The organism is Bradyrhizobium sp. th-b2 (assembly GCF_000426785.1).
GTDB classification, from domain to species: Bacteria; Pseudomonadota; Alphaproteobacteria; order Rhizobiales; family Xanthobacteraceae; genus Bradyrhizobium; species Bradyrhizobium septentrionale.
The window spans coordinates 66924-89898 of sequence record NZ_AUGA01000021.1; the positions used below are offsets into that span (position 1 = coordinate 66924).

General features: G+C 63.5%; 19 protein-coding genes and 1 pseudogene. 9 read left to right on the forward strand and 11 right to left on the reverse strand.

Going from position 1 to position 22975, the window contains the following annotated elements; all coding sequences use genetic code 11:
- Positions 1-90: 90 nt before the first annotated feature.
- The 4 genes and pseudogenes from K359_RS0124595 to K359_RS0124605 all read right to left on the reverse strand — a co-directional run bounded on the left by K359_RS0124595 (position 91) and on the right by K359_RS0124605 (position 3932).
- Positions 91-438: a hypothetical protein gene (locus tag K359_RS0124595; RefSeq protein WP_029081718.1), complete on the reverse strand. Its 348-nt coding sequence runs from the start codon at positions 436-438 to the stop codon at positions 91-93.
- Between the two features lie 79 nt (positions 439-517).
- Complete coding sequence (locus K359_RS0124600; protein ID WP_029081719.1) at positions 518-2113, reverse strand: AAA family ATPase; 1596 nt, start codon at positions 2111-2113, stop codon at positions 518-520.
- Positions 2114-2230: 117 nt separating this feature from the next.
- A pseudogene (locus K359_RS66235) lies at positions 2231-2353 on the reverse strand (AAA family ATPase); the annotation flags it as partial.
- 46 nt (positions 2354-2399) lie between these two features.
- The gene (locus K359_RS0124605) at positions 2400-3932 is read right to left on the reverse strand and encodes an acyl-CoA carboxylase subunit beta (RefSeq protein WP_029081720.1); all 1533 of its coding nucleotides are present in this window, start codon (positions 3930-3932) and stop codon (positions 2400-2402) included.
- 163 nt (positions 3933-4095) lie between these two features.
- Between K359_RS0124605 and K359_RS0124610 the strand changes: the two genes are divergently transcribed.
- On the forward strand, positions 4096-4497 hold the full coding sequence (locus K359_RS0124610; protein ID WP_029081721.1) for a DUF4260 domain-containing protein: 402 nt from the start codon (positions 4096-4098) through the stop codon (positions 4495-4497).
- Between the two features lie 222 nt (positions 4498-4719).
- Here K359_RS0124610 and K359_RS0124615 read toward each other — a convergent pair whose 3' ends face one another.
- A complete protein-coding gene (locus K359_RS0124615; protein ID WP_029081722.1) occupies positions 4720-5583 on the reverse strand; it encodes a DMT family transporter in 864 nt (287 codons plus the stop codon).
- A 168-nt stretch (positions 5584-5751) separates the two neighbouring features.
- On the opposite strand from K359_RS0124615, the gene K359_RS52885 reads away from it, so the two are divergent.
- Complete coding sequence (locus K359_RS52885) at positions 5752-7107, forward strand: PLP-dependent aminotransferase family protein (protein ID WP_035977036.1); 1356 nt, start codon at positions 5752-5754, stop codon at positions 7105-7107.
- Between the two features lie 26 nt (positions 7108-7133).
- Here K359_RS52885 and K359_RS0124625 read toward each other — a convergent pair whose 3' ends face one another.
- The 6 genes from K359_RS0124625 to K359_RS0124650 all read right to left on the reverse strand — a co-directional run bounded on the left by K359_RS0124625 (position 7134) and on the right by K359_RS0124650 (position 12754).
- Positions 7134-7790, reverse strand: coding sequence for a carboxymuconolactone decarboxylase family protein (locus tag K359_RS0124625; protein ID WP_029081723.1), 657 nt, complete (start codon positions 7788-7790; stop codon positions 7134-7136).
- 85 nt (positions 7791-7875) lie between these two features.
- Positions 7876-8688 (reverse strand): class D beta-lactamase, encoded by an 813-nt coding sequence (gene blaOXA / locus K359_RS0124630; protein WP_029081724.1) that lies wholly within the window; start codon positions 8686-8688, stop codon positions 7876-7878.
- 126 nt (positions 8689-8814) lie between these two features.
- Positions 8815-9078, reverse strand: coding sequence for an EscU/YscU/HrcU family type III secretion system export apparatus switch protein (locus K359_RS0124635; RefSeq protein ID WP_029081725.1), 264 nt, complete (start codon positions 9076-9078; stop codon positions 8815-8817).
- On the reverse strand, positions 9075-10667 hold the full coding sequence (locus K359_RS0124640) for a flagellar hook-length control protein FliK (protein WP_029081726.1): 1593 nt from the start codon (positions 10665-10667) through the stop codon (positions 9075-9077). Before K359_RS0124640 ends, K359_RS0124635 begins: the two co-directional genes overlap by 4 nt.
- A 64-nt stretch (positions 10668-10731) precedes the next feature.
- Positions 10732-11517 carry an ATP12 family chaperone protein gene (locus K359_RS0124645; protein WP_029081727.1) on the reverse strand — a complete coding sequence of 262 codons (786 nt, stop codon included), beginning with the start codon at positions 11515-11517 and terminating at the stop codon, positions 10732-10734.
- Between the two features lie 199 nt (positions 11518-11716).
- Positions 11717-12754, reverse strand: coding sequence for a magnesium and cobalt transport protein CorA (locus tag K359_RS0124650; protein WP_035977005.1), 1038 nt, complete (start codon positions 12752-12754; stop codon positions 11717-11719).
- A gap of 116 nt (positions 12755-12870) precedes the next feature.
- Between K359_RS0124650 and K359_RS0124655 the strand changes: the two genes are divergently transcribed.
- The 7 genes from K359_RS0124655 to K359_RS52895 all read left to right on the forward strand — a co-directional run bounded on the left by K359_RS0124655 (position 12871) and on the right by K359_RS52895 (position 22894).
- Positions 12871-14286 (forward strand): cyclic nucleotide-binding domain-containing protein, encoded by a 1416-nt coding sequence (locus K359_RS0124655; RefSeq protein ID WP_084518496.1) that lies wholly within the window; start codon positions 12871-12873, stop codon positions 14284-14286.
- A gap of 77 nt (positions 14287-14363) precedes the next feature.
- Positions 14364-14819 carry a hypothetical protein gene (locus tag K359_RS0124660; RefSeq protein WP_051346352.1) on the forward strand — a complete coding sequence of 152 codons (456 nt, stop codon included), beginning with the start codon at positions 14364-14366 and terminating at the stop codon, positions 14817-14819.
- Between the two features lie 58 nt (positions 14820-14877).
- Positions 14878-15687 (forward strand): IclR family transcriptional regulator, encoded by an 810-nt coding sequence (locus tag K359_RS0124665; RefSeq protein WP_029081731.1) that lies wholly within the window; start codon positions 14878-14880, stop codon positions 15685-15687.
- 207 nt (positions 15688-15894) lie between these two features.
- Positions 15895-17076 carry an aminotransferase class V-fold PLP-dependent enzyme gene (locus K359_RS0124670; RefSeq protein ID WP_084518499.1) on the forward strand — a complete coding sequence of 394 codons (1182 nt, stop codon included), beginning with the start codon at positions 15895-15897 and terminating at the stop codon, positions 17074-17076.
- 157 nt (positions 17077-17233) lie between these two features.
- On the forward strand, positions 17234-18532 hold the full coding sequence (locus K359_RS0124675; protein ID WP_029081733.1) for a dicarboxylate/amino acid:cation symporter: 1299 nt from the start codon (positions 17234-17236) through the stop codon (positions 18530-18532).
- 448 nt (positions 18533-18980) lie between these two features.
- The gene (locus K359_RS52890) at positions 18981-20720 is read left to right on the forward strand and encodes a multicopper oxidase family protein (RefSeq protein ID WP_051346353.1); all 1740 of its coding nucleotides are present in this window, start codon (positions 18981-18983) and stop codon (positions 20718-20720) included.
- Positions 20720-22894 (forward strand): alkaline phosphatase family protein, encoded by a 2175-nt coding sequence (locus tag K359_RS52895; RefSeq protein ID WP_051346355.1) that lies wholly within the window; start codon positions 20720-20722, stop codon positions 22892-22894. The genes K359_RS52890 and K359_RS52895 overlap by 1 nt, the downstream gene beginning before the upstream one ends.
- The last annotated feature ends 81 nt before the right edge of the window (positions 22895-22975 follow it).

Below are 22975 nucleotides of genomic sequence, written 5' to 3' on the forward strand. Positions count from 1 at the left end.
TGTGGCCCCAACATCGCGCAAACGGCGCGCGCCGCACCGATAGTCCGGCCCCCGGATATCGCTGCGCTCATCCGGGCTACGATCATCGCGTCACATCAACTTCAGCGGCGCATCATGAACCAGGCGCAGGTCGATGGCCCCGATCAGACGCGCACGACGCGCCTCGGCGGTGCTGATCGCGGCCTCGGTCTGCCGCAACGTGCTGACATTCGAGCCAAGCGACACGATGCCGCCGAGCACCAGCGCAATCGATCCGAGCGCCGCGGTCTGACCGGCCCCGAACAGGCCAAGCAGCGCGACGAACAGCAATGCGAAGCCACCCAATATCGCGACCTTCGACCCGAGAATGATCCGCCGCGATCGTTCGGCGCTCTCGGCAAGCTCCTCGATCCGCGCTTCGATCTCAGAAATATCGTCGGTCGGATCGTCTTCGGTCATCGGACAGCCCTCGTTGCGACGTCGGCTATAGCGTCGACCTAGCTATTTCGAGTTGCGATGGGTTGCACTTCGCCAGCTTCTACGCATCAAGCTTCGGCACTAGTCCAACAACATAATTGATCAGTTCATCAAGAAATCTGTGATCATGTTCGACCAACCACTTGGTAAGTGCAACAGAGTGCAACGGCTTTCGGTAAATCTCCTTCGCGCCGGAGATATCTTGGAAGAGCTGCTCCAGCAACCGAGGCGCGTCGACTCGCGCGAGCCATTCCGGAGACAAAACTTCATACTCTTGCGCCTTTAGTCTCTCATCCTTCCCGTTCTCAAGTATCCATTCGTGCACTTGGCTTGCTGTCAGCACTCCTCCGAATGTCTCGGTCGCGTTGAGTACACTGCAAATCGCGACCGGATGGATGAGGTAATTTTCATAGCAGCGACGATCCAAGAAATGCAGCACACTCCCAAATGCACGTTCGAGATTTTCTTGGTCCTTTATACTTCGCTGATCTCCGTCCAGCGAAACTGCGACAGTAGTTGGAAGGATGGAATGAGCCGAGCTAAGGTTTCGATAGATGTCCGCGACGATCGCTCCGTGTCGACTTTCCAAGTCCCCTGTATTTCGGAGAGGAGCGAAGGTCAGTCCTGAGCCTGGTACACGTCCTCCTGCGGCCAAAAGAAGTGGGAAGCACTGAACTTCAGTCGGCCCCTCGACCCAGAGCACGTTGTCGGCACCAAATACGTCTGAAAGCTGCGCGCCTAACTCACTCAGGACCTGCTTGATACTGGCAAAGTCTGACCTGGTGACTTCGGTGACAACTGTTTTTTCCTTAGCGAACTTAAGTGAATAGAAGCGGTCCGGCTCCGACGACGCCAAAATTTCCGGAGAGTGCGTCGATATGATGTATTGATTTGACCTGTCTTCCTTCAAAATGCCCATCAGTGATTTAGCTGCCCGCGGATGAAGAAAGCTATTTGGCTCGTCAATGACGATGACATTGCCACTTGATCTCATAACCACATACAGGATCGATAGAATTTGACCGACCCCCGTTCCACACTCGGCCAGCGGGATGGCTAAATCATCTCTCTTCGTAGAGTCTGGAACATTCCAAATTCGAACTTCGACTTGGTTTCCGTGCACACTTGAGGGCGTCACGCTGATCCATTTCACAGCCGGAATGACTCGAGCTACAGCGTCAACGTACTCGGCAAAGGCTGTTCGATTCGCCTGCAGTACATTCAGCACTTCGGCGAGATTATCTGCATTGGAATTGAGTTGTGTTGACGAGCCGAAAGCATACTGGTTCCGCGGCACACGTTGGGCGTCAAAAAAATATATTGATTGCTCCAGTCTCGGTGCAATGCTGGCGGCAAAACTGTCATTCTGTCCGGGAGCGAGTTGCGTGGCGAGAATGTCATTCTTCTCCTGTTGTGCCACGACATGTAGAAACGCTGCGGTTCCCGGACCATCTAGCTCGAAGAGGTTTGTTGAAGGGAAAGGAGATTGAGTCCAACCGGGGCCATTCTTATCTCCGGCGATTGACCTCGCCGATACTGTAAGTTCCTCCATATTCAGCAGTCGGTCTAACACCTCCTTCTGCGACGCACCTGAAGCCCACTCCAAAGGGATTGGTACATCTAAATTCAGGTTGTACGCCAGAATGACGTCGCGCACCTCCCGACCCGAAACACAAAACCGGAAATCTACAGACGAAGTGGGATTAGAAGGCTCGCTCTTTCGCAGGGCAGAGCTCCTATGCGGTGCTCCGCGATATTTATTTGCGAGCGCACTCAGGAGTGCCGATTTCCCTGAATGATTTGCACCCACCACAACGTTCATATGCCGATCGAAATTGAGCCGACCGCTTTGTTCAAACGATTTGTAGTTCCTTATCTCGACAGACTTAATCCACACGCGCCCAGCCTTTCGGATCGGATGTTAGCCTACGAGCGCATCCCCCTCACAACGGCAAATTGTCGTGCTTCTTCGCGGGGATCTCGACCTTCTTATCCCTGAGCATCGCCAGGGCCCGCGCGATCCGGCGGCGGGTCGAATGCGGCATGATGACGTCGTCGATGTAGCCGCGCTCGGCGGCGATGAAGGGGGACAGGAAGCGGTCTTCGTATTCCTTGGTTCGCGCGGCGATCTTGTCGGGATCGCCGATGTCACTGCGGAAGATGATCTCCACCGCGCCCTTGGCGCCCATCACCGCGATCTGGGCGGTCGGCCAGGCGTAGTTCATGTCGGCGCCGATTTCCTTCGAGGCCATGACGTCGAAGGCGCCGCCATAGGCCTTGCGGGTGATGATGGTGACGAGCGGCACCGTGCACTGCGAATAGGCGAACAGCAATTTCGCACCGTGCTTGATCAGGCCGCCATATTCCTGCGCGGTTCCGGGTAAGAAGCCCGGCACGTCGACGAAGGTGACGATCGGGATGTTGAAGGCGTCGCAGAACCGCACGAAGCGCGCGGCCTTGCGTGAGGCATCGCTGTCGAGCACGCCCGCCAGCACCATCGGCTGGTTGGCGACGAAGCCGACGGTGCGGCCGGCGATGCGGCCGAAGCCGGTGACGATGTTCCGGGCGAAGGTCTCCGATATCTCGAAGAAGTCGCCCTCGTCGACGACCTTGAGGATCAGTTCCTTCATGTCGTAGGGCTTGTTCGGATTGTCGGGGATCAGCGTGTCCAGGGACGTGTCGACCCGGCCGATATCGTCAAAGCTCGGCCATTCCGGCACGCCGTCGGTGTTGTTCGACGGCAGAAAGTCGATCAGCCGGCGCATCTGCAAGAGAGCATCGACGTCGTTCTCGAACGCGCCGTCGGCGATCGAGGAGCGCGTGGCGTGCACCGAGGCGCCGCCGAGCTCCTCGGCGGTGACCACCTCGTTGGTGACGGTCTTCACCACGTCGGGGCCGGTGACGAACATGTAGCTGGTGTTCTTCACCATGAAGATGAAGTCGGTCATCGCCGGCGAATAGACGTCGCCGCCGGCGCAGGGGCCCATGATGACGGAGATCTGCGGGATCACGCCGGAGGCGATGACGTTGCGGCGGAACACGTAGGAATAGCCCGCCAAGGCAGCGACGCCCTCCTGAATGCGCGCGCCGCCGGCGTCATAGAGGCCGATGATCGGCGCCCTCGCCTTCATCGCCATGTCCTGCAGCTTGGTGATTTTCAGCGCATGGGTTTCCGACAGCGAGCCGCCGAACACCGTAAAGTCCTTGGCGAACACAAAGGTCTTGCGGCCGTTGACCGTGCCCCAGCCGGTGACGACCCCGTCGCCGGGAACCTTGGTCTTCTCCATGCCGAACTCGGTCGAGCGGTGCTCGACGAACATGTCGAATTCCTCGAACGAGCCCTTGTCGAGCAGAAGCTCGATCCGCTCGCGGGCGGTCAGCTTGCCGCGGGCGTGCTGCGCCTCGATGCGCTTTTCGCCGCCGCCCAATTTGGCGCCGGCGCGCCGCTCTTCGAGGGTGTCGAGGATGTCTTTCATTTGTTTCCGCCCGTGTTAGCTACAGTCCGCGTCCCGGCGCCAGCCGGGGTCCCGCTTCGTTCGGAAATGGCTTTAGCACGGCAATTTCGGAACCGGAAAGCCGCTTGTGGGCGGTATCGGGCGCAAAAACGGTAGGATTTTCCGACATGTGGGGGAGACAGCGATGACCGAAACAACCGTGACGGAGACCGGCACGGCAACCGGCGGGGTGCGCACCCTGCTCCGGCTGGAGGGCCTGGTGCTGTTCGTCGGGATGACCGTGCTCTATTACAAATGGGATGGGTCCTGGCTGGTCTATGTCCTGCTGTTCCTGGTGCCGGACTTAAGCTTTGCCGCCTATCTCGCCGGCCCTCGCGTCGGCGCCATCGCCTACAACGCCGCCCACACCTATCTGGCGCCGGTGGCGCTGATGACGCTGGGCTTTGCCGGCGAAGGGCCGCTGGTGCTGTCGATCGCGATGATCTGGCTCGCCCATATCGGGATCGACCGCGCGCTCGGCTATGGGCTGAAATATTCGGTCGGGTTTAGCACCACCCACCTCGGCCGGATCGGCAAATCGCCATAGCCCGGTCTATCCGGGAGGAGCTTGAAGCGATGACGTCCCGGCGAGCGATTTTGCCTGAACCTTTGCTGGGGCAGGCAGACCTATAACTGCCAGGGATTTTGCAACACCCTTCCTGGGGCTAGGACCAACGCCGCCCGCGGATATTTCAAGCGGACGGCGTTGTGTTGTGGGGCTGCGATTTGGCTCGTGGCGCCTGGCCCCCCCGGGCCTCCTCCACCCCACTCAAGCAAACCGGCGCGCGAACACGACGCAGACCACGACCAGCATGGTCGCTGTTATCATCGACCAGGCGACCGGCTCGTGCAGCAACAGCCCGGCCAGCGCGAGGCCGAAGAACGGTTGCAGCAATTGCAGCTGGCCGACGCTGGCGATGCCGCCGATGGCGAGCCCGCGATACCAGAACACGAAGCCGACCAGCATGCTGAAGATCGAGACATAGGCGAGCCCGAGCCAGGCCGGCGCGCCGATGCCGTCCCAATTCGGCGGCAGCGTCATGATCGTCATCAGCAGTACCACCGGCGCCGAGAGCACCAGCGCCCAGGAGATCACCTGCCAGCCGCCGAGCCGGCGCGACAGCGCCGCACCTTCGGCATAGCCGAGGCCGCAGACGACGATCGCCGCAACCATCAGGAGATCGCCGGTCAGCGACGCCGATCCGTCGCCCGACAATGCGAAGGCTGCGACCGTCGCGCTGCCGATGCAGGAGAACAGCCAGAACAGCGGCTTCGGCCGCTCGCCGCCGCGCAGCACTGCGAATACGGCGGTCGACAGCGGCAGCAGCCCGATGAACACGATCGAATGCGCCGAGGTGATATGCTGCAGCGCCAGCGCGGTCAGCAGCGGAAAGCCGATCACGACGCCGAGCGCGACGATGACGAGCGAGACCAGGTCCTTGCGCTGCGGCCAGGGCTGCCGCAGCACCGCGAGCAGCGCGGCACCGAGCAGCGCCGCGATCGCGGCGCGCGCCGAGGTCAGGAACAGCGGCGAGAACCCGGCCACGGCGACGCGGGTGGCCGGCAGCGAGCCGCTGAAGATAATCACGCCGAGCAGGCCGCTGCCCCAGCCCTCGATCGAAGCCTTGTCCATCACACCTTGCCTTCCGACCGCCGAACATAGCGGTCGGGGGCTCGCCAAGGCAGCTACAGATCAGTACAATATCGCAAAACTGTATGGATGAAGGTAGGCATACACTTGCAACAGCCATCCGATGCGCCGCAATCCGATCCGCCGAAGGCGACGCGGACCACCGACGTGATGAACGCGATCCGCGCCAGGATGGCGAGCCGGGCGCTGGTGGCTGACGACCGCCTGCCCTCGATCCGCGGCCTTGCCGCCACCATGGGCGTCTCGCCCTCCACCGTGGTCGAGGCCTATGACCGACTGGTGGCCGAGGGCCTGATCCGGCCCCGGCCCGGCTCCGGCTTCTATGTCTCCTCAACCGCACTGCCCCCGCTCGCTCTCGCAAAAGACCAGCCGCAGCGCGACCGCGCCGTCGATCCGTTCTGGGTGTCGCGGCAATCGCTCGATGCCGAAGACGGCGCGCTGAAGCCGGGCTGCGGCTGGCTGCCGGCCGAGTGGATGCCGACCGAAGCGCTGCGGCGCGCGTTGCGCGGCCTGGCGCGCGCCGACGACGCCGTGCTTTCCGACTATGGCGCGACCCGCGGCTCGCTGGCGCTGCGCCGCATCCTCATGGCGCGGTTTGCCGACGAGGGCCTCGAGGTGCCGCCCGAGCAGCTCCTGCTCACCGCGTCCGGTACCCAGGCGATCGATTTGGTCTGCCGCTTCCTGCTGCGGCCCGGCGACACCGTGCTGGTCGACGATCCCTGCTACTTCAATTTCCGGGCGCTGCTGCGCGCACATCAAGTCAAGATCGTCAGCGTGCCCTACACCGCTGTTGGACCCGACGTCGCAAGCTTCGAGGCGGTGCTGGCCGCCGAGCGGCCACGGCTCTATGTCACCAACTCGGCGCTGCATAATCCGACCGGCGCGACGCTGTCGCCGCAAACTGCGCACCGCGTGCTGAATGCCGCGGCGGCCCATGATGTGACGATCGTCGAGGACGACATCTTCGCCGATTTCGAGCCGGAGCCATCGGCGCGGCTCGCGGCGCTCGACGGGCTCAACCGCGTGATCCGGATCGGCAGCTTCTCCAAGACGTTGTCGGCCTCGGTGCGCTGCGGCTTCATCGCCGCTCGAGCTGACTGGATCGAGGATCTCGTCGACCTCCAGGTCGCGACCGGTTTTGGCGGCCCGAGCGCGGTCGCAACCGAGATCATCGCAAGCGTGCTGTCGAGCGGCTTCTACCGCAAGCATGTCGAGGAGCTGCGCCGCCGCCTCGCCCGCGCCCGTCGCGACGTCGGCGACAAACTGCAGCGCATCGGCATCGAGCCCTGGCTGATGCCGCGCGGCGGCTTCTATCTGTGGTGCGAGTTGCCCGACGGCCGCGACTCCGCCGACGTGGCGCGCGCAGCGCTCGCCGACAATGTCGTGCTGGCGCCCGGCAACGTGTTCAGCGCCTCGCAGACGGCCGCCGCCTTCATGCGCTTCAACGTCGCGCAATGCCGCGACCCGAAGCTGATGCCGGCCTTGCTGCGGGCGATCGGGCGGTAGCACGCACCCGATCGCCGCGGCGTTCGCTACTTCTCGCCGACCTTGAACGGCTCCTCCTTGCCCGGCGGCACGGTCTCCTCGGCCATCGCCAGGATCATCGCGACCATCACGTAATTGCCGGCGAGCGCGGTGAGGTCGACGATCTGCTGATCGTTGAACAGCTTCTTGGCCCGCGCAAAGGTCTCGTCGGAGACCTTCTTGGTCGTGGTCAGCTCGGTGACGAAATCGTACACGACGGCCTCGTCCTCGGCCATTTTCGACGGCCGGTTGCCGGCCTTCAGCTCGGCGATCACGTCCGCCGACAGACCTGCCTTAGCCGCGAGCGGCGCATGCGCGAACCACTCGACCTGCGAGCGCCATTGCCGGCCGATGATCAGGATCGCGAACTCGTTCAGCCTGGTCGGCACCGAGGTCTGCCAGCGCAAATAGTAGAAGAGATCGTAGAGCCGCTGGCCGAGCACCGGACTCCGGATGATCGGATTGTAGGGGCCGCCGATGCCGACGCTCGACACCTTCATGATCTGCTCGCCGAGCGGCTTTTGCAGGTCGTTGAGCTGCTCCATGGTGAGCTGCGGGAAGCGCGGCTCCTTGCTGGTGGCCGGCACTGAGAACATCGTGGCCGCGAGCCAGCCGCCGGCCGCGGCCAGCGTGAGCGACGACAGCCAGACGGATGCTGATTGCATGATTTCCTCCGGTTCTTGCTTTTGTCGGAGGATGCTAGTCGAGGCGCGCGGCCACGACCAGCCGCGGCGCGCGCAGGTCAGCCCGTCACAACGCGACGATATCGGTGAGGCATTGCTGCGTGACGCTCATCCGCGCGTCGATCTGCGCCTGGGTCTTGCAGTCCATGTTCATCGCGAACACCGTGACGTCACCGCCCTTCTCGGCCCAGCCGACCAGCCAGCCGAGCGAGCCGTGCTCCTTGTCGGTCAATCCGGTCTTGGCGCGAATGACGGCGTCACCGACTTTCGTCACCGGAAGGATGTCGCACACCAGTTGCTGGCTGCGCTTGCCGACCGGCAACACGCCGCGGCGCAGCCGGTCGAGGAAATCGATCTGCTGCACCGGATCGATCCGCAAATTGCCGGTCACCCAGAACTGATCGATGCCGCCGCCGATGTCGCGGTTGCCGTAGTCGATGATGTCGATGTACTTCTTCATCCGTTCCTCGCCGATCCGGCGGGCGATCTCCTGAAACACCGGAAATGCCGATACCGCGAGCGCCGAGCGCAGCGTGTGATCCTTGTTCCAGGCCTCGATGCTGCGGGTTGTGCCGTCCCACTTGAAGACGTCCTTGTCGGGGTCCTGCACCACGCCGGTCTCGAGCGCGATCAGCGCGTTCGGGATCTTAAAAGTCGAGGCCGGTAACTTGCCCTCGCCCGAGCGAACCTTGTCGCTCGCGATAATCAGATAGTCGTCGATCTTGTAGCCGACGAAGGTGCCTTCGGTGCCGAGATCGAAGAAGCGCTTTGCCAGATCCTCGCGAAACTCGCTGCGCTGGTAGGACACGTTGGCGAAGCTGCGCGACGGCAAGATGCAGGCGGTAGCAAGCAGACCGAGCGCATGGCGACGATGGATCACGACAGGACCTGAAACGGTTCGGGTTGACGACGATGCTGATGCCATCGTGGTGAAAGGATGGCAATAAGGCTTGCTTGTTTGACGCGTTTTCTTCACGCGGGCCGGTGCCCACTTCGCTCGAAGCGGCTAGCGCACCCGGCCCGAGAGCCGCAGCACGAACACCAAGACTTCGGCGACGGCCTTGTAGAGCTCGGCCGGGATCTCGTCGCCGAGCTCGACATTGGAGAGCGCACCGGCCAGGACCTCGTTCTCCTCGATCGGGATATCGTTGGCTTTGGCGACCTCGATGATCTTGGCGCCGATCGCGCCCTTGCCTTTGGCCACCACGCGCGGCGCGCCGGCGTGGTCGTAATGCAGGGCGACGGCGAGCTGGTTCTTCGCGTCGCTCATGATGCGCGGTCCAGAAAATGGCCGGCGCGCGCGGGCGCGGGTTGCGGCGGGCTGCCGTCGCGGATCTCGATATCGCCGGGCGTGAGCTCGGCCCTGGTCAGCGCCTGGCTCAGCTCGGATGCGCCGGCGCGCAATTGCGCGGCGGTCGAGGGACGCTCGGCCCACATCCGCACTGAGGTGCGCTCGCTGTTCAGCGAGACCAGCGCATGCACCGGGCCGGCCGGCTCGACGTCGAGCGTGAAGCGCGCCCGCCATACCCGCTTGGCCGCGTCGACCTCGCTGCCGCCGCCGTCGCGGGAAATCTCGAACTGCGCCATCGCCGTGCCCTGCTGGGTCAGGAACGGGATCTCGAAATTCCAGCGCGGCACCATCGCGTCGAGCTGCGGACGCGATGCGTCGCCGCGATCCGGCAGCGAGGCGACCTGGAGCAGCGTCTGCCGCGCCAGTGCCGCGTCGGTGTTTTCCAACAGGCGATGCGCGGCGGCAGCAATCGGCGTGCCCGGCGCTATCGACGGCTCGGCCACGGCCTGCGCCGACGGCAGCGCGCCGTGAAACGGCGGTGGCGGCGTGTTGCTGCGTGCGGGCACCTCGCCCGGCAGCATCTCCCTTGGCGCGGCGCCTTGTCGTGCCGGGTTGCCGAGCTCGTGCAGCGCTTCCTGGATGAGATTGAGCGCGCCGCCCGACGACGGCCCGGCATCGAGCGCATCCGCGAGCGCCCCGGCGAGCCCGGTGGCGCCGCGGCCGAGATCGTCGGCGATCGGCACGCGGGCCTGCGGCAGCAGGATCTCCTGAACGTCGAGGTCGGGCGTTGCCGGCGGCACGAGGCTCGGCGTCGTGCCGGCATTGGCAAGCGTCGGCCGCTCGAGCGGCGTGGATGCAGGCCTGGCGGTGTCGCCGGCACCAACCGACGTCAGCGCCTGGCGCAGCACGATCAGCGCGGCCTTCAGATCGGGCGCGCTGCCGCTTGTGGGCGCAACGCCCGAAGCAAGCGTCGCCTCGAGCAGCAGGCCGGATTTCTGGAAGCCGGTCTTGACGGCATCGCCGCTCAGATTCTCGTCGAGGCCGGTCTGCTGCGCCAGCACCTGTGCGATCGCGGCCTGAAGCTTTGGCGGCAGATTGGCGGAGGCGACCGCCGCGAGATTGGCAAACAGCGGCGCCTGGCTGCCCTGCACCGCCGCCGCGTTCTGGGCCGTTGCGGTGATGGTGACGCGCTCGAGTGGCGTCAGCACCGCCTTCGGCGCCGTGGCGACGGGCTGCGACGCGGCGCTGACGTCGGCCGCCCCCTGGACGCGCGGCGACAGCTGCACCGCATCGCCGTTGTCGGCGCCCGGCCCGACCAGCTGCAGGCGAACGCTGCCGTCACTGGTCTGCGAGACCGCAAGCTGCAGGTTCTGGCCCTGCTGCAGCGGCACCTCGGTCTGGACGTCGATCGACAGGCTCGCGATCGCGATCCGCACCAGATCGGCCGACAGCACCTTCAAGACCTGCGCATTGACGACGCTGCCCGCCTCGAGCGTGAGGTCTGGCGCAACACTGCCCGCCTCGTTCGAGGCAAGCACCGGCAGCACGGGATTGATGGCAAGTGCCATGTCGGAGGTCTCGGCCAGGCGGCAGGATCAGCCCGCAGGCTAGCCCGGCGCCGTAAACCCCTCGTTAACCGGCAGCCGGCTTGAGCTCCCTCAGGACGCCGGCGGCGGCCTTGAAGTCGACCCGCCGGGCGGCGCGGCGGGCAGCGACCTCCTCGTCGACGCCCCATTTCTCGATGTTCCAGTCCTCGTCGACATGCGCAGCGGCCCAGATCTGGTCCTCGTCGCGGACACCGTGCATCAAGGCCAGCGCCAGCAGCGCCGAGCCGGTCAGCGTCGTCACCACATGGAGCGCCGCGACCGACCATGGATCGGCCGGGAACGCCGCGCGCGCCGCCCTGATCGCGGGCTCGGGCTGGCCGACATGCATGACCCCCTCGGCCATCACGAAGTGGGCGCCGAGCGCATCGGCGGCCCAGAACAGGATCGGGTCCCAATGCCGGGCCTCGCGCGCCACCAGGGAATCCGGATGGCCGGCGCGATAGAACAGCAGATCGCTGCCGAGGAATTTTGCGGCGTCTTCGGCGACCTCGTCGACGCGATCGATCACCCCCTCGATCACGCTGTTGGCAAGCCGCGTCAGCGGCATGGTCATGGGATCGATGGTCTCGCCCTGCGCATTCCATTCCGCCGCGACCGCGTCCGCAATGGCGCGCGTCGGCACCACGATCGGCTTGCCGGACGGCGAGCGGATCTGTTTGCCGTCGAGCGTGATCGCAAATCCGCCGTCTGCGTCAGTGACGCCGGCGCCGGTGTAGAAACGCTTGCGCCGGGGCGTGCGGATGTGGCGCCGCACCGCCTCCTGCGGATCGAGCGGGGATTGTTCTGCGGGTTCGTCAAACAGTTCGCGCATCGCGCCGGCCAGCTTTCGTTCAGATGGATTTGCCCGCAAGATATGTCAGGGACAGCGGCAAATAAAGCTGATGGACGGATCAATATCCTCGCGGGTTTTTCGCCCGCCTCGGCGGTTTTCGAAGCAGCCACCGCCGATCCCGGGTTCCGTTGACCGGCCCGTCCGATGACCCCGGATTGTCTGGCAGAAGCGGATGTGGCTAAAGCCAGCCATCACGCTTGAAACGCGCATAGAGCAGACCGCAGGTGCCGAGGATACCGGCCAGCACATAGTAGTAGCCGTACTCCAACTTCAGCTCCGGCATGTGCTCGAAGTTCATGCCGTAGATGCCGGCAATCGCCGTCGGCACGGCGAGGATCGCGGCCCATGCCGCCAGCCTGCGGGTGATCGCCGTCTGTTGCGCCTGTCCGGCCATCATGCTGGCTTCGAAGACGAAGGCCAGAATTTCGCGGAGCGAATCGATATCCTCTTCGGCCCGCTTGGCATGATCGAGGACGTCGCGGAACAGCGGCTTCATTTCCTTGTCCATCGCGATCAGATCGGCATGCTCAAGCCGTTTGCAGACGTTGACCACCGGACCGACCGCGCGCCGCAGACTAAGCAGATCCCGCCGCAACCTGTACAAGCGGTCGAATTCCCGCCGGACGAGCGACCTCTGCAGCACTTCCTTTTCGAGCTCGTCTGCCTCGATCTGCACGCTTTCGATAACGGGTCCGTAATTGTCGACGATGAAGTCCAGGATGGCGTAGAGGATGTAGTCCTCGCCCTGCGAAAGCGAAGCCGGACACGACTCGCAGCGAGCCCGAACAGCCTTGTAAGAGCTCGATGCGCCATGCCGCACCGAGACGACGTAGCCGGTTCCGACAAAGATATGCGTCTCGCCGAATGCGATCTCGTCATCGACGATTTGCGCGGTGCGCGCCACCACGAACAACGCGTCGTCGTACTGCTCGACCTTTGGCTGCTGATGTGCAGTCGAGGCGTCTTCGATCGCCAGGGGGTGCAGGTCCAGCTGCGCCGCAACGCGCTCGAGCAGTGCCTTGTCAGGCTCATGCAACCCGATCCAGACCACATGGCCGGATTTCTTCGACCACTCGCCGGCTTCCTCGATCGAAATATCGGAAACCCGTCGCCCGCTGACGTAGACGCTCGCTGCCACTACGCCAGGCTCGCTCGGCGAGGCGCGCTCCGGCGCGGAATTGATTTCGACAGGTCGTAGGCGAGCCCGCTGTCTCAAGACTGTCGCTCCCTGCACGATTGAACTGCTGCAGACAAACGTCCGCGCCGCAGGTCTCGTTCCAGATGCATCAGATATGATCGCCCCGCAACCTGAATTCTGCAGGCTCCTATGTCATGCCTATACGGACCCCGGCCGATTCATATCGATTTCCTATAAGCAGGCTCGATACGGTGCCGATGAGAGCATTCTCGGGGCCGATGACCGGATTTGTTGACATAGCCGCCGTGGCCTTCGTCGGCTTTGTCACGACATCATCGACGATGCTCGGCGCGCTTCTTGGTCTCTGGGTGCGGATTCCAAAGAGTGTGCTGGCGACGCTGCTGGCTTTCGCGGCGGGCTCGCTGATCTGTGCGCTCGCCATAGAGCTTGCTCTTGAAAGCGTCCATGCCCTCCAGCATCAGCAATTCGGCCGGACCGAGGCCTGGCAATTCGTCGGCGGCGGCTTCGCGCTCGGCGCGGTGATCTACTATTGCGGCGCGATGTTCCTCGAGCAGCGCGGCGCGGCGGTCCGCCTGCCGACCCGCTTCTACGAATTCGCCGTCAATCAGAAGCGCAAGAGCTCGCAAGAGTTGATCGGACTGCTCAGCAAATCCGATCTGATGCGCCATCTTCCGCCGGAGCGCATCGAAGCGTTGCTGCCGTACATTGAAGTACGGACCTTGAACGCAGGCGACGACCCGTTTCGCGCGGGCGACAAGGGCGATGCGCTCTACATCGTCAAGCATGGCAACGTCGCCGTGTTGCCGGATCGCGGTGAGAACACCTCGTCGGCGGAAAAGCCGATCGCGCAGCTTTCGGAGGGCCAGATCCTGGAGGAGATGGCGCTTCTGACCGGCAATCCACGCAGCGCGACGATTCGCGCCACGATAACGACCGAGTTGCTGCGGATCGGCAAGGACGATTTCGAGCGGCTGATCCACGAAGATCGTGACCTGGAAGCCGCCGTCAGGCGCCTCAGTCACAAACGGGCCATCAGCAACCTCAGCTCCAGTGGGGTCAATCCCGCGACCTGGGCCGCGATCGCCGCCAGCAACGTCCATCACCTCACCCGGCGCGAGTCGGACACGTTGCGGGTCAAGACCGGCCATGGCGCGGGATTGGCGATCGTGCTGGGCAACATCCTGGACACGATCCCGGGTTGCCTTGTGATCGGGGCCAAGTTCGATGGAATGCAGACGCTGTCGCTCAGCCTCATCCTCGGCATGTTCATCGGCGGCATTCCGGAGGCGGCCGCAAGCGCCGCGATACTTCGCAAGGCAGGGTATAGCGCAGGGACGGTGCTGTTGCTGTGGTCGACCGTTGTGGTCGCCGGCATCGTCTCGGCGGTGGCGGGGCATGACCTGATCGGCAACTCCCCGTCGCTGGTTTCGACCTTCTTGCAGGCGGTCGCCGGCGGAGCGGTACTTGCCCTCGTCGCGCACGCCATGATCCCGGAAGCGATCCATCAGGGTGGATCGGTCATCGTGCTGCCGACGGTCGCAGGCTTCCTGTTTGCGTTGTATTTTGCGCTTTCGAGTGCGCCGCTGTAGCCAGCATTACGCCGGCAGGCTTTCGCTCAGAAGGATTTCCCTGCAAGATATGTCAGCAGCAACGGCAAATAAAGCTGATGGGACGGGTCAATATCCTCGCGGGTTTTTCACTCGTTGCGGTGGCCTTCGGAGCCGCCGGCGCCGAGGCCGGGTTCCGCACACCGGAATCGCTGATCCGCAACGTCTACGCCCATTACGGACAGGGCAGCGCGGCGTTTTCCAATGGCCTGCCGCGCGACGAGGAAACCGCCCGGCAATTCTTCGATTCCCCCCTGCGCGCGGCCTGGACCGCCCTGCACGACGCACCCTACGATTTCCTGGTGCAGAGCCCGAGCTGGCGGATCGGCCCGATCTCGATCGCGATCCTGCGCAGGCAGTTCGACCGGACCGATGCGACTGTCACGTTCGACAATGAGGGCCGCGCGGTCACGCTCAATTTCATCGTCGTCAACGGTCCCGACGGCTGGGTGATCTCTGATGTCGAGAGCCCACATGATTCGTTGCGACTGTTTCTGACCCAGTTCAGGCGCTAGGCAAGCGTCTGCGTTGCTGTAGAAGCTATAGGGCGGTATCGACGCAGAGGGATGGATCGTGGCCAACGAACCTGACAGTTCCAACGACGGGCCGCTGGATCGGGCCATCGCGATCCTGGTCTTCGTTGCCGAACAGAAGAAGGCGTTGTCGGCTGCCGAGATCGCCGCCGCGCTCTCCCTTCCACTTCCGACCGCGCATCGGCTGATCGGCAATCTCGAAACCCGAGGCCTTATCCAGAAGGCGCTCGGGACCAAGCGCTACGTGGTCGGAAGCAAGCTGGTGACGCTGGCCGCCAAGACGATCGGCGCAGCGTTCCGCACCGTGCGCCGCCACGCTGTGCTGAGCGCAGTGGCCGACCGCATCGGCGAACAATGCGAGATCGGCGTCGTCCGCGACAACGTCGTGGTCTATGTCGACAGCGTTCGTTCCAAGCAACAGCAGGCGTTGCAGTTCAATCCCGGCGAAGCGGCTCCGCTCCACTGTACGTCGACGGGCAAGATCTACATGAGCCGGCTGCCCGCGAAGGTCCGCGAGCGGCTGGTCAAATCGCTCCCCCTCGTCCGCTACACGCCGACGACGATTGCCGACCCCGACGCGTTGTTGGCTTTGCTTGACGAGACACGGCGCAGAGGCTGGGCGAAGACCAACGAGGAATTCGTGCAGGGTGTCGTGGGTTGCGCCGTGCCGATCGTCTCGCCGGCCGGCGATCTGATCGCATGCCTGGGCGTTTCAGTGCCTGCCGCGCGGGTCGGCTTCGCAGGGCTCGATGCCTTCATCGCTCCATTGCAGGAGGCGGCAGCGCTGCTGTCCGAAACCATCCTACAGGATTATGAAGAAGACCTGATAGATTCTCACTTTTCGGAATGAATACTCTCATTTTTTGAATTTGAACTCGATCTCGGGCAAATCCTGTGTATCCTCTGGGCAGTTGATTGAGCTGACCACGATTGAGGCAGCTCTCTCCAAGTCTGCATCAAGGCCACTTCGCCATCACCAGCACTGATCGCCGCCGCCGGCTATCCGGCGGAATGTTTTGCCGTGCCCAAAGCCCATGCCCGAGTCACCGGAGTGATCATGCGCCAGCACTACGACCTATCAGCCGTTCGCAAGGCCTTTCCAGCCGCCGAGCACGTGGTCTATCTCGACAGCGGCTTTCAGACGCCCCTGTCCCGTCCGGTGAAGGAGGCTTACGAACGCTTTCTCTGGGAAGGCTTCGAGAATGCGGGCCCCAAGCAGATCTGGCTCAATCGCCTGGAAGAGACCCGCGCGAAAGTTGCTGCTTTCCTCGGGGCCAAGCCGCATGAGATCGCCTTCACCAAGAACACCTCCGAGAGCATGAACATCGCCGCCAACGCGCTGCCGCTTCGGGCCGGCGACAAGGTTCTGATGATCCACGGCGATCATCCCAACAACGCCTACGCCTTCCTCAACCTGCGAAAGAAGGGCGTCGAGATCATCTTCATTCCGATGACTGAAATCATCGACGCGGAGAGCTTCCGGCCGCATATCGACGACAGGACGCGCGCGATCTCGATGTCGCACGTCACCTTTCACGCCGGTCATCGCTTCGATGTGGAGAGCGTCGGCCAACTCTGCGCGCAGCATTCGCTCTACTTTGTCGTGGACGTGATGCAGGGCATCGGCGTGGTGCCGATCGACGCCAAGGCCATGAAGGCCACGTTCATCGGCTCCGGCACGCACAAGGGCCTGCTCGTGCCGCAAGGGCTCGGCCTGCTCTACTGGGACGCGACGCGGACCGAGCTGGAGCCGGCCTATCTCGCGGCGGCAAGCCTCGCCGAACCGCCGCTCGACTTCATCGCCAGGCCGGACAACATGGCCCTGCCCGCGACTGCGGGCCGTTTCGAGCTCGGCAATTTCAACCTTCCGGCCATCCAGGCCCTGGGCGCAGCGATCGATCTCATCAACCAGGTCGGGATCGAGAAGATCCAGCAGCATTGCTTCGATCTCGGCGATTACCTGATCGAACGGCTCGATCGGCTCGATGTCGGTCTGGTCGGCCCGCGCGAGCGGCAGCACCGCGCGCCGCACATCTATGTCATCGCCTTGCCGGCTGCCGAATGGCTGGATTACTTCACGCAGAACGGCATCCGCGTCTCGCCCGAGCGCGACGGCATCCGCGTCTCGCTCGCCATGTTCAACACCACTGAAGATATCGACCGCCTCATCGAGGCGATCCGCGCCCGCAACGCGCCAGCAAGCCAGGCCCGTACGGCCGTTCTGTCAAAGCTCGGTTAGCCGGATCGGCTCTCCGTTCAATCTCCTTGTTTGAGCATGATCTTGTCGGAAAACCGGTTTCCACTTTCCCGGATCATGCTCTAGCGGCACTCCGAGACGCCGGAACGGCGCGCCACAGCTCGGATGCCGCTACTCTCCGGTGGCGAAGGATCACGTCATGCAGGCAGGCAGCAAAGTCCAGACCCCGAACAGGCTGACCACGTACATCATGGTGAGCCTGTTTCTCGGCATCGCCGTGGGTTACGCGTGCAACGTTCTCGCGAACCCGGAACAAGCCAAGGCGATCGCCGGCTATTTCGCGATTGTGTCGGACATCTTCCTGCGCATGATCAAGATGATCATCGCACCACTGGTGTTCGCCACCATCGTCTCCGGGATTTCCAGCCTCGGCGCCAGCGGCGGTGCGGTGGGACGCATCGCCGTCAAATCGCTGGCCTGGTTCATCACCGCCTCGTTGCTGTCGCTCTCGGTCGGGCTGGTGCTCGCGAACCTGCTCCAGCCGGGACACGGTCTCGGTCTTGCGCTGCCCGATGCGAATGCCACGGCCAATGTCCAGACCAGCGCCTTGAACGTCAAGGATTTCGCCGCCCACGTCTTCCCCATCAGCGTCGTCCAGGCGATGGCCGGCAACGAGGTGCTGCAGATCCTCGTTTTCTCGATGTTCTTCGGCTTTGCGCTGAGTGCGGTCAAAGGCACGCTTGCCCCTGATATCGCGCGGTCGATCGATCAGATCGTTCCGGTGATGCTGAAGTTCACCGACTACGTCATGCGCTTTGCGCCGCTCGGCGTGTTCGCAGCCATGGCCGCGGTCATCACCACGCAGGGGCTCGGCGTCCTCGTCACCTATGGAAAGTTCGTCAGCGCCTTCTACTTCGGACTGGTGGTGCTTTGGGCGATCATCATCGGTGCGGGCAGCGTCGTGCTCGGCGGGTCGATCAAGGAATTGCTCCGCCTGCTCCGGCAACCGATGATGATCGCGTTCTCGACGTCCAGCAGCGAGGCCGCCTTCCCGAAGATGATCGAGCAGTTGATGAAGTTCGGCGTCTCGGAGCGGATCACCGGCTTCGTCCTGCCGCTCGGCTATTCGTTCAATCTCGACGGCTCGATGATGTACCAGACCTTCGCCGCCCTGTTCGTCGCACAGGCCTTCAACATCGAGATGCCGCTCACCACCCAGATCGCGATGCTGCTGCTCCTGATGATCACCAGCAAGGGCATCGCCGGCGTGCCGCGCGCGTCGCTTGTCGTTGCCGCCGCCACCCTCCCCACCTTTGGCCTGCCGGCGGGCGGCCTGGTCCTGCTGATCGGGATCGACGCCTTCCTGGACATGGGACGGACGATGACCAACGTCATCGGAAACGGCGTTGCAACCGCCGTCGTTGCAAAATGGGAGAACGAACTGGGCGAGCCCGTCGAGCAAGACGCCAACTTCCTGTCGACGGCCGCCGCGGGGTAGCGCGAGATTGCGGCCTCGGCGGTTTGCTGGAACCAAACCGCCGTCGGCACGACGGCACATGACAGAATCGGCGACGACGAAAAAATATCCGACGGCTGCCGGCGCGTCGCGCCTTCTCCGCAATTGCGTCGGCGAATGGTCCATCCGATTGATCGCTCAGCAAGTTTGAACATCCTGCTCGCGTTCTGCGTCGAAGTGCCGCAAGAAGCTGTCATCTGCGTGTTAAAAACCTGCCAGATTTCGGCAACAACGCGCGGCTAGCCTTCCGATACCAAACAGAAGCATTTGTCGACCATTGCGGTCGCAAGACGTGGACTGACGTCACGCATGGCGTCGGTTGCGCGTTTGCGCGCCTATGTCGACGTATTGGCAGGGCGGCGTGGCACGACGACTTTCGACAGCTTGTTGTGTCATCGCTGCGGCTTGCCTCGGGCTTGCTGCGAGCGGCATGACCGCCTGGCTCGGCGCAACGGGTTTGCAGGACGCGCCGCGAACGCAACAGGACGTTTGTGCACGGCCGGAGCCCGGCAGCGCGCTCGAGGAACCCGCCGAATTGCGCAGCCGCGACGGCGTGCTCGAAACCGACCTCAGTATCCACGATCAGAAGCTGCCGGATGGAACGAGCCGCTATTGCTACCTGACACCGGACGGCAAGCCATCGCCGACGTTGCGCGTGAGGCCGGGCGATCAGCTGGTCATCCATTTCAAGAACGACCTGGTCGACCTCGACACGGCAACGCCTGCGATCGACCGCCCACTCGCCGGCGCACCGATCTGCACGACGAGACCGAAAGCCGACGTTTGCGCGAGCGGCGCGATGACGCCGATTTCGACCAATCTGCACTTCCACGGGCTGACCGTGCCGCCGGTCTGCCACCAGGATGACGTTCTGAAAACCTCGATCCAGCCCGACGATGCGCCGTTCGAGTATCGCCTGCGCATCCCGGACGACGCGCCGCCCGGCCTCTATTGGTATCACCCGCATCTGCACGGTTTCAGCAAGACCCAGGTGCTCGGCGGCGCCTCCGGCGCGCTGATCATCGAAGGCATCGAGCGCGCCGATCCGTCGCTGGCCGGCCTCCCCGAGCGCGTGCTCGTGATCCGCGACCAGGATCTGGTCAATCCGGATGCACCGCCGTCGAAATTCGAGCCGGTCATGACCAAGAGCCAGCTCGACAATGATGGCGACGTCGCCAATTCCGGCACCGGATTCGGCAAGCCGTCGAAGGATCTCTCCGTCAACTTCGTGCCGGTGCCCTATCCGAACTATCCGCCGGCCGGGCTCACGATGAAGCCGGGCGAGCGGCAGCTCTGGCGCGTGCTGAACGCGTCCGCGATCACCTATCTCAACCTGGCTTTGCTGGTCGGCCGCGCGCCGCAGCAGATCGGCATCGTCGGGCTCGATGGGGTGCCGTTGCAGTTCGAGGGCAGCCCGTCGCCCTCGGTGCAATGGGTCAACCATATCGGCCTGCCGCCGGGCGCGCGCGCCGAATTCATCGTCGAAGGACCGCCGGCCGGCGCGCAGGCCTTGCTGGTGACGCGCGCGGTCGACACCGGGCCCGCCGGCGAGAACGACCCCAACCGCGCGCTCGTGGCCATCACGACCTCAGTCAATGCGAGCGAACCGCAGGCCGCTCTGCCCGCGCACGCCGAGCCGCTGCGGAAACCGGACCGACCGTGGGTCGGCGACGTCGCACCAGTGCGCGTCAGAAAACTGTTCTTTTCCGAGCAGCCGGAGAACCCGAACGACCCGAACAGCCCGACCAAGTTCTTCATGACCCTCGACGGAGAGACGCCGAAGCCGTTCGATCCGCAATCTGATATTCCCGACGTCACCGTGCGGCAGGGCGACGTCGAGGACTGGATCATCGAGAACCGCTCGATGGAGCTGCATGATTTCCACATCCACCAGCTTCACTTCCAGCTGCTCGACTGGTCCGGCGTCGCCGTCAACGAGCCGTTCCTGCGCGATACCGTCAATGTGCCCTACTACAACGGCCGGATGCTGAAGTATCCGAGCGTGCGCCTGCGCATGGATTTTCGCGATCCCAGCATCGTTGGCACCTTTGTCTACCACTGTCACGTCCTCGAACATGAGGACGGCGGCATGATGGGACGGATCAAGGTCGTGCCGCGAGACACTGCAAGTTCCACCAAACCGCCTAATCTGCAAAAAGGAGAGCTTTAATGCGCGACAAGCACAGGTCACGTTGGCTGCAGGGATGCCGCCTTACCCTCAGCGCGCTTGCGCTAGGTCAGTTCACCGCCGGCCCGGTGCTGGCGGAGGACTGGAACCATCACGGTGGACACGAGACCCGGTCGCCGATCAAGCACGTGATCGTCATCATCGGCGAGAACCGCAGCTTCGACCACGTGTTCGCGACCTATGTGCCTGAGCGGCACGAGGAGAGCGTGTTCAACCTGCTCTCGCAGGGCATCGTCAAGCTCGATCACAACAAGAACGCGATCCCCGGGCCTAACTTCGAAAAGGCGCATCAGCAAGCCGCGACCGATACCGGCCTGAACGATGCGTTCTTGCTGAGCCCACCGAAGCAGAACTTCCCCAGGGATCAATTGCCGGCTCCGCTGGTCGGCGGCCCCAAGGTCTCCTACATCCCCAACAAATGCGGCAGCTCGCCGATCACCAGCTGCGAGGCGTCGCTTGCGCTGGCGCAGCAATCAGAATCCGGCCTGCCGTCCGAGTATTACCAATACCTGTTGACCGGCGGCACCGGTCAGACGTCGGCGACCCCCGACGCACGCATCACCAATGTGAGCGCGCTGCCGGCCGGTCCGTTCCAGCTCACCAACAGCGACACGATGCCCTACGACACCTATTCGGCAAGCCCGGTGCATCGCTTCTACCAGATGTGGCAGCAGCTGAACTGCAACCACTCGGCGGCCAGCCGCGACAATCCGTCGGGCTGCGGCGGCAATCTGTTCGCCTGGGTCGAGGTGACCGTCGGCGCCGGCGCAAACGGCGCGGCGCAGCCCTCCAACTTCTCGACGGACTATTCGCCGACGGCGACGACCACGGGCGAAGGTTCGACGGCGCTCGGCTTCTACAATGTGCAGAAGGGCGACGTGCCGTACTTCACGTCTCTCGCGCAGAAATACGCGATGAGCGACAACTTCCACCAGTCCGTCAACGGCGGCACCGGTGCCAACCACATCATGTTCGGTCATGCCGACATGCTTTATTTCAGCGACACCTATGGCAACGCCGCCGTGCCGCCGAATGGCACGCAGGTGTTCGGCGGCACGCCTGACGCCGGCATCGTGCATCAGATCGAGAACCCGAATCCGGCCTCGGGCACCAACAACTGGTACACCGAGGACGGCTACGGCGCCGGCGGCAATGGTGGCTTCCCGGCACCCTACCAGACGAGTCCGGTGTCCGGCGGCGGTTCCTACAGCGACTGCTCGGATCCGAGCCAGCCCGGCGTCAAGCCGATCCTGGACTATCTGAAGGGGCTCCGGATCAACGCGAATTGCGAACCGGGCCACTACTATCTCCTGAACAACTACAATCCGGGTTATTTCGGCAACGGCAAGAACGCCTACACCGACACCAATCCGTCCAACACGGCGTTCACGATCCCGCCGTCGACCCGCAAGAGCATCGGCGACAGCCTGAACGAGCGCAGCATCTCCTGGAAGTATTACGGGGACCAGTGGAACAACTACGTCAACGATCCCTACCAGCTCAACTGGGGCGTGGCCGGTCCGAACGCGGACGAGTATTGCAACATCTGCAACCCGTTCCAGTACGACACCTCGATCATGTCGCACCCGGACCAGGTCGCAGCCCATATCAAGGACTCGTCTGACCTGTACTCCGACCTCTCCAAGCATTCGCTGCCGGCGGTCTCGATCGTCAAGCCGAGCGGCTTCACCGACGGTCACCCGTCGTCGTCCAAGCTCAACCTGTTCGAGGGCTTCACGAAGAAGATCGTCGACCAGGTCGAGGCCTCCGACTATGCGAAGGATACCGCGATCTTCATCACCTTCGACGAGGGTGGCGGCTACTTCGACTCAGGCTATGTGCAGCCGCTCGATTACTTCGGCGACGGCACGCGGATTCCGCTGATCGTGGTGTCGCCGTTCGCGCGGCAGGGCCACATCTCGCATGAATATGCCGATCACGTCTCGATCGTCAAATTCATCGAGCGGAACTGGGACCTGCAGCCGATCACCCATCGCAGCCGCGACAACTTCCCGAACCCGGTTGCGGCGCCCAATAATCCCTATGTTCCGGTCAACAGCCCGGCGCTCAGCGATCTCTTCGACTTCTTCGACTTCGACGGCGGCGACCATCATCATGGCGGCGGCTGGGATCACGGCGGCGGCTGGGACCACTGACGACCGCACCTCGCGACACACCAATCCGCCGGCCCGAAAGGCCGGCGGATTTCATTTTCACCCAGCTGGATGTCCATAGCC

What these genes read in the sequence shown, in the direction of transcription:
- K359_RS0124595 (WP_029081718.1), bottom strand. Translation starts at nt 438, where the DNA reads ATGACCGAAGACGATCCGACCGACGATATTTCTGAGATCGAAGCGCGG.
- K359_RS0124605 (WP_029081720.1), bottom strand. Translation starts at nt 3,932, where the DNA reads ATGAAAGACATCCTCGACACCCTCGAAGAGCGGCGCGCCGGCGCCAAA.
- K359_RS0124610 (WP_029081721.1), top strand. Translation starts at nt 4,096, where the DNA reads ATGACCGAAACAACCGTGACGGAGACCGGCACGGCAACCGGCGGGGTG.
- K359_RS0124615 (WP_029081722.1), bottom strand. Translation starts at nt 5,583, where the DNA reads ATGGACAAGGCTTCGATCGAGGGCTGGGGCAGCGGCCTGCTCGGCGTG.
- K359_RS52885 (WP_035977036.1), top strand. Translation starts at nt 5,752, where the DNA reads ATGAACGCGATCCGCGCCAGGATGGCGAGCCGGGCGCTGGTGGCTGAC.
- K359_RS0124625 (WP_029081723.1), bottom strand. Translation starts at nt 7,790, where the DNA reads ATGCAATCAGCATCCGTCTGGCTGTCGTCGCTCACGCTGGCCGCGGCC.
- K359_RS0124635 (WP_029081725.1), bottom strand. Translation starts at nt 9,078, where the DNA reads ATGAGCGACGCGAAGAACCAGCTCGCCGTCGCCCTGCATTACGACCAC.
- K359_RS0124640 (WP_029081726.1), bottom strand. Translation starts at nt 10,667, where the DNA reads ATGGCACTTGCCATCAATCCCGTGCTGCCGGTGCTTGCCTCGAACGAG.
- K359_RS0124645 (WP_029081727.1), bottom strand. Translation starts at nt 11,517, where the DNA reads ATGCGCGAACTGTTTGACGAACCCGCAGAACAATCCCCGCTCGATCCG.
- K359_RS0124655 (WP_084518496.1), top strand. Translation starts at nt 12,871, where the DNA reads ATGCCTATACGGACCCCGGCCGATTCATATCGATTTCCTATAAGCAGG.
- K359_RS0124660 (WP_051346352.1), top strand. Translation starts at nt 14,364, where the DNA reads ATGGGACGGGTCAATATCCTCGCGGGTTTTTCACTCGTTGCGGTGGCC.
- K359_RS0124670 (WP_084518499.1), top strand. Translation starts at nt 15,895, where the DNA reads ATGCGCCAGCACTACGACCTATCAGCCGTTCGCAAGGCCTTTCCAGCC.
- K359_RS0124675 (WP_029081733.1), top strand. Translation starts at nt 17,234, where the DNA reads ATGCAGGCAGGCAGCAAAGTCCAGACCCCGAACAGGCTGACCACGTAC.
- K359_RS52890 (WP_051346353.1), top strand. Translation starts at nt 18,981, where the DNA reads ATGACCGCCTGGCTCGGCGCAACGGGTTTGCAGGACGCGCCGCGAACG.
- K359_RS52895 (WP_051346355.1), top strand. Translation starts at nt 20,720, where the DNA reads ATGCGCGACAAGCACAGGTCACGTTGGCTGCAGGGATGCCGCCTTACC.